The following is a 6,617-nucleotide window of genomic DNA, read 5'->3' as shown; positions in this document are numbered from 1 at the left end:
TAAAAAAATATCCTCTTACTGATAAGAATATATACTCGAATGCTAAGTCTCTATTTCTATTTTTGTTGCTTAACTTAACGCTTGCTTTTCTTTTTATGATAGTTAATTTATCGACAGGAAACAAAGGTGTATATTAAATACATCTAAATGAATGTAGTATTTACAACTATTAACTAGCAATTTTAATAAAGGTTATGTCGCAATTTACTCGTCTAATAAATTTACGATTAATAAGATTCATTTTAAATGCAACTTAAATGGAGTTGATAAATAATATTCCGCATATAATAGATAGCTTACCTTTATAAAACTTATACATTTCTTTATTAATATTAATAGGTGTATTAAATGTAAAAAAGCCATTTTCTAATTTATCTTTTTAGACTTTTTTTAGCAAATTAAGATATAAAAAAGCGGAGATAATCTCCGCCTTTTCATTATTTGATATTCTTTTAAAACACGAATAATTAGAAGCGATAACCCACACCAAACATAAATACAAATGGGTCAATACGAGTGCTGATTGATTGTCTATCTTCACCTGCTTTAAATTTAACGTCAGTTTCGATATTCATCCACCAAACTGAAGCATTCAGCATCCAGTTTTTATCCAGGTTATAATCTAAGCCTGCTTGTGCTGCAAAGCCCCATGAATCCTTAAGATCTAAGTCAGAAAGACCAGCGGCTTTACCTGCTGAATTGAATTTTTCATCAAAGAAGGTAGTAAAGTTAAGACCCGCACCTAAATAAGGGCGTAATTTATCTTGTGAATCACCGAAATAATATTGCGCCATCAATGTTGGTGGCAAATGTTTAATAGTAGCAATTTCACCAAAGTTTGTTAATGAAACTTTGTGTTCAAAAGGCGTTGCTGCTAATAACTCAACACCGATATTATCGGTAATCATATATCCGAAAGTTAAACCTAATTGCGTATTATTATTTGCTTCAAAGTGTCCAATATTTAATACATTATCAGAACCTGCATTAGGACGAACTGTCGCAGTACCAGCACGGAATAAAAAATCCCCTGCTTGGTGAGCAAAAGAAATAGAAGGCGCAAGAGTTGCAGCTGCTAAAATAAGCGCAGAAAGTTTTTTCATTATTTAACCCATTCCTGTAATAAGTAAAATCTCCGCTAAAATATAACCATTAATAGCAAATTATGATCTAATGCTGATCACAACTTTGGAATTATTTTTGCAGAAAGTGTTATTTCGGTATTTATTATTTATGAAGCCAATTATTTATAATTGATCCACATCAAATTACACACTAATACAATTTTTTCTTATAAATTAATTTATTTTTCATGCTAATTTTTGAATAGAAAATATCCTACAAAGAGATTTGAATAAATAAAGTTATTAATGTGTTAAATTTATGTTTTATTTAATTTAGGTAATGGATATTACCTTATAGGAAGTAAGTCGTTTTATCTTTGCATTGTACTAACAAGATAAAATATCCCTTTTTGCTGAATGAAAAGGTACAATAGCGCAAATTGACTTAGTCTATCTTTATAGGAGCCGTTTTCATGCCTACCACGGCAAGCACAATCTACCGAGACAGTCTTAACTTTTATAAGAATGAACTGCGTAGCCTTGTCACACTTTCCGCCTTTCTTGCGGCTATTTTAGCGGTAATAACTTCATTAGTGGGGCCAAACACCCAGGAATACCAATTAATGATTGATTTTATTGCTGACTTTCAAAAAACAAAATTAGCCAGTGCTTCACCCGCTGAATTAGAAGCAATGAGTAACAGTGTTGTAGGTGTTGCTAAAAAGGTACTGGTTTTATACTCATTTGAAACACTACTACAAAGTATATTAGTTCTTACGCTGCTTATTTTTGTAATGGGGCTATCTTCAGGACATAACCCAACGATAGGCCAATCTTTTAGCTCTGGCTTACCTCGTTTACCTAAAATGTTTTTATTAATTGTGCTTTGCTCAATTCTTATTAGCGCTGGTTTTATGGTAATGATTATACCCGGTATTATTCTGTTAATTGGTTTCGCTATGGCGCCCGTAATTTTAATCCGTCAAAATAGCCTTGGTAATGCAATTCGCTTAGGGTGGAAAATAGGCTTTAGTGAATCAAGATTGCTTATCCCCGCGTTAGGAATTTGGATACTGCTGCAATTTGGTATTGGTTTTTTAACCAACATTACCATGCAACTGCCTGATTTTGTGCATAACTTCCTATATTATCTTTTGAAAAATATGGCTTCTGCTTGGATCATTATTTATCTTTTCCGTTTATTTATGTTAGTTAACGACAAATACACGGCCAAAACACATTAAAAAAATCCCGTGATAGGCATTAACTTATCACGGGATTATTTTGCTCATTTTTTCACAACAACATCACATCTCTTATTCAATTGCCTTTTTAGGCTCCAACTGATTATCTGGTTTTGTATCTTTTGCTAATAAAACATCTTCTGTTGTTATGTTAGAAGTAGCTACTCTTTCTATATTTGTTTGTTGTTGCTGTGCTTGTAGTTCTTCTTTTTGTTTTTCTTTGATTTGTAAACGACTTTGATAAAGTCGAATAACAAAATAAAGATCGGGCGCAATAATTAAATCATCTTCATTAGAAGACATTTTATTTCGTTCCAGCCAACGATTTAATTCTGTTCTTCGCCCTGCTAAAACTAATTTAACGCCTTTTATTTTAAGCTCTCGGATTAGTTCATCTATCGCAGCAAAAACGCTTACATCGTCATAGGTGAAGCTTACCGCAGCATCAACAGCAAGCCATGCTGGCCGCTTTGGTGCATTATCAACTAATTGTAATACTCGTTTTTTAAAATAAGCCACATTAAAATAAGTAAGAGGCGAATTAAAACGATACATCATCAAACCCTCTATTGGCTCGATGTCGTTATCTTTATTCATTGAATGAACCATGCCTTGTTCATCAACGCCTAATAATTGATCACTAGGGCGAAATACAATCCGCAGAAATTGCAATAACCCAAGTAAAACGGCAAAACCAATACCGTTAATTAGCCCTGCTAATAACACAGCCAATAAAGTAAACGATGCCAAAGTAAATGCTTGACGATTACGTTTACGATAAGACCAAATATGACGAATACTCAGCAATGACCACGAAGAAACAATTAACACCACACCCAATGATGATAGTGGAATATAAGCAAGAAAATCGGTCATAAATAACAACACTAATAAAATAACCAGCGCCGCAATAATTGAAACTAATTGTGTTTTTCCACCAACGGAATCATTAACCGCAGTACGACTACTCGCCGCACTTACAGCAAATCCTTGCGAAAGTGCCGCCGCAATATTAGCGATACCTAACGCCTTAAGTTCTTGGTCTGCATCAACTTCATAACCATTTTTACTGGCAAAACTTCTTGCAGTCATCATAAAACTAACAAAACTAATAACCGCAAGGTTGATAGAAGGTACCATCAATTCACGCAATAAACCGGGGTGAAAACTACTCATTGAAACAACCGGCAAAAACATATCTATTTGCCCAGCATCTTTATTAACAATAGCAATACCATAATCAACTAAATCAAACTGCCAACTTAAATAAGTCATCACAACCATAGCAATCAATGGAGCCGGCCATCGACTACGAAAATGCCGTATCCCCAATAGCAAAGCTAACGTTATGGTTGACATTAATAGTGTTGGCCAATGCGCATCCATTAACCTAAATGGTACTTCAATAAGTTTTTCAATTAAATATTCAGGAGAAGTATCAAAACCAAACACTTTACTAATTTGACCCACCATAATGGTGATAGCGACACCATTTAAAAGGCCTTGCAAAATAGGTCGAGAGAGAAAATCGGTAAACGCACCTAAACGAAAATGGCTGGCGAGAATACACCAAAAACCTGTCATTGCGGTCATTATAATCGCAAGTTGCCAGCGTGTATTTTCATCTCCTGCAGATAACGGAATAACGACTGCTGCAATAACAGCACAGGTTGCGGCATCAGGCCCTGTAATTAATTGTCGCGATGTACCGAAGAGCGCATAAATAATCATGGGCAAAATACAAGCATACAGCCCAACAATAGCATTGATACCCAATAGCTCGGTATAAGCAATAGCCACAGGTAAAGCAACTGCGGCAACCGAAAGCCCAGCTTTAAGATCATAACCAAAATAAGCACGCTTATAATTAAACAGTAAGCCTAATCCAGGCATCCATTTTATTATTCTTTTTCCGTTCATTGATTTCCTCTTATCAGAAATACTTTTTATGCGTTCATCAAGAAATATCGCTAAGATTGATGAATGCTTGAATCATATACTAGAGTGATATTTAAATCTCCTATCATTAATTAAGCTTGATCGTTAGCTTTCCATAAGTGCAATTATATTTATTTTTCATTTAGTTATTTGTACTAAAAATGACTATTATTATGCAAATTAGCGCAATAACATTAAAGATATGCAATTGTTTACCCATTTCATGTCGCTTTGCATTAGAATAGCCTTGTTTATGAATTCAATTACCATAGGTTCCTATCAGTTATGAAAAACGGCTGGCTTAAGCAACTACTTGATTTTGCTCCACTTTTAGTGTTTTTTGTGTTTTATAAATGGCAAGATATATTCTATGCTTCTGGCGCATTAATTGTAGCGACATGGATTTCAGTCGTTCTGACATGGCTTATTTTTCGTAAAGTTGAAAAAGCGCCACTCATTACTGCCGTCGTTGTGACTATTTTTGGTTCATTAACTATTGCCTTTCATTCTGCTGATTTTATTAAATGGAAAGTGACCGCTATTTATGCCATTTTTGCGGCTGTATTAGTCGGAATGCAACTCTTTACACCAAAAACATTAATAGAAAGAATGTTAGGTAAAGAATTAAAAATGCCAGCGGCAAACTGGAAAAAACTAAATATTGCGTGGGTTATTTTCTTTGTTGCCTGTGCGCTAGGTAATATTTATGTGGCATTCTCACTTTCTTTAGAAACTTGGGTTAACTTTAAAGTCTTCGGCTTAAGTATTTTAACCTTTCTATTTACTATCGCGAGTGTGGTTTATATCTGGAATAATCGTTTACCAGAGCCAGAAGAAGGATCAGAACATAGCGCAGAACAAAACTTATCAGATGAGAAATCAGCTCAAGCAGCCAAATCTCTTCATCATGATGCAGATGTAAAATCTAAATAATACAACTCATTATTGGGAGATCTTATTAAGATCTCCTTGGTTTTAACACTTATAGATATCATTTCCCATGACTGAACAACAATCTCTTCCTAATGGCGAACTTGTTTTACGTACCCTTGCCATGCCTGCAGATACTAATGCCAATGGCGATATTTTTGGTGGCTGGTTAATGTCTCAAATGGACATTGGTGGCGCTATTTTGGCAAAAGAAATTGCATTAGGTCGCGTCGTTACTGTTAGTGTAACAGGCATTACCTTTCTAAAACCCGTTGCTGTCGGTGATGTGGTGTGCTGTTATGCGCGTTGCTTAAAAACGGGCAACTCTTCTATTACTGTCAATATTGAAGTATGGGTAAAAAAAGTAGCTACAGAACCTGTAGGTCAGCGCTATCGTGCAACAGAAGCGGTTTTTACTTATGTAGCAGTAGATGAAAATAACGCAGCTCGTCGCTTACCTGAAGGCAAAGCTCAGTTTACGCTAACAAGTACGATGGAATAAGTTTTAAGCTATTTTGGTGAGCGGTTCCAATTCGTTGATTATAAAACTAAAAAAGGCACTGTAAAAAGTGCCTTTTATTTATATAAATACTGCTATATAAATACTGCGCGTTAACTCACAAGCATTATATTCAGTCTTAACCACTTGTTGATATGCCTTCTATTTTGAAATCAATGGTCATCACTTTTCCTTTATAAGCAATTTTTTCATAGCGCCACTGACGCATCGCTTTTTTGATTTCTCTTTCAAACACATTTTTAGGATCAGCAGAAAGTATTTCTACATTTTCTACTCGTCCATCGGCATCAACATCAAAACGCACCTTAACTGAACCTTCGATACCTACCGCTTTTGCTCGTTGAGGATATACAGGTAGACCTTGTCTAACAACATTAGGCTCTTTACCTTCTCCACTACTTACCGTTGCAACAGGTTTATCTTCACCTTTATCGCTTGGCTTAGCTGTTGGATTCAGATTTTTTTGATCATTTCCTTTGTTCAATACCAATTGTGGGCGTTCAACAGGTGGCTTAGGTTTTTCCACTGGTTTTGGTTTTGGCTTAGGTTTTGGCTTAGGTTTTGGTTCTGGTTTTTTCTCTATTGGCTTTTCAATAATAGGTTTTACATCAGGGATTGGTTCTGGCTCAGGTTCTGGTTCAACCACGGGCTCTGGCTCCGGTGGCGTAACTTCTTCAACCACAGGTTCAGGCTCACCAGCAGGCTCCTCTGCTGCAAATGCCAACATTTGTATGGATATCGGTTCCGGTTTTGCCGGTTCTTCTTCCACAACATATAAAACGGCAGCCGCAACTAATGAGGCATGCAAACATAGTGATATGAATACCCAAAGCTTCCAACGCATAACTGATCTTATTTCACCTAAAGAAAAAATAATACCTGTAGTTTAAATGCAAATAGCAATCATATTCAATAACGTTT

6 protein-coding genes are annotated in these 6,617 nt (G+C 35.5%); 3 read left to right on the top strand and 3 right to left on the bottom strand.

Translation table 11 applies throughout. From position 1 onward, the window contains the following. Positions 1-467: 467 nt before the first annotated feature. Complete coding sequence (gene ompW, locus M997_RS09130) at positions 468-1,103, bottom strand: outer membrane protein OmpW (RefSeq protein WP_064719803.1); 636 nt, start codon at positions 1,101-1,103, stop codon at positions 468-470. Between the two features lie 434 nt (positions 1,104-1,537). Between ompW and M997_RS09125 the strand changes: the two genes are divergently transcribed. Next, the gene (locus tag M997_RS09125; protein ID WP_064719802.1) at positions 1,538-2,308 is read left to right on the top strand and encodes a YciC family protein; all 771 of its coding nucleotides are present in this window, start codon (positions 1,538-1,540) and stop codon (positions 2,306-2,308) included. 72 nt (positions 2,309-2,380) lie between these two features. On the opposite strand, the gene M997_RS09120 is transcribed toward M997_RS09125, so the two are convergent. Then, on the bottom strand, positions 2,381-4,228 hold the full coding sequence (locus tag M997_RS09120; RefSeq protein ID WP_239994662.1) for a SulP family inorganic anion transporter: 1,848 nt from the start codon (positions 4,226-4,228) through the stop codon (positions 2,381-2,383). Between the two features lie 303 nt (positions 4,229-4,531). On the opposite strand from M997_RS09120, the gene M997_RS09115 reads away from it, so the two are divergent. Together M997_RS09115 and yciA are read left to right on the top strand one after the other, a co-directional pair. Continuing rightward, positions 4,532-5,179: a septation protein A gene (locus tag M997_RS09115; protein ID WP_064719801.1), complete on the top strand. Its 648-nt coding sequence runs from the start codon at positions 4,532-4,534 to the stop codon at positions 5,177-5,179. Positions 5,180-5,246: 67 nt separating this feature from the next. Next, complete coding sequence (gene yciA / locus M997_RS09110; protein ID WP_064719800.1) at positions 5,247-5,678, top strand: acyl-CoA thioester hydrolase YciA; 432 nt, start codon at positions 5,247-5,249, stop codon at positions 5,676-5,678. A 136-nt stretch (positions 5,679-5,814) separates the two neighbouring features. Here yciA and tonB read toward each other — a convergent pair whose 3' ends face one another. Further along, positions 5,815-6,540 carry a TonB system transport protein TonB gene (gene tonB / locus M997_RS09105; protein WP_064719799.1) on the bottom strand — a complete coding sequence of 242 codons (726 nt, stop codon included), beginning with the start codon at positions 6,538-6,540 and terminating at the stop codon, positions 5,815-5,817. Positions 6,541-6,617 lie beyond the last annotated feature (77 nt).

Source organism: Proteus hauseri ATCC 700826, from assembly GCF_001654965.1.
GTDB classification, from domain to species: domain Bacteria; phylum Pseudomonadota; class Gammaproteobacteria; order Enterobacterales; family Enterobacteriaceae; genus Proteus; species Proteus hauseri.
This window is presented reverse-complemented; position numbering and strand designations above follow the sequence as displayed.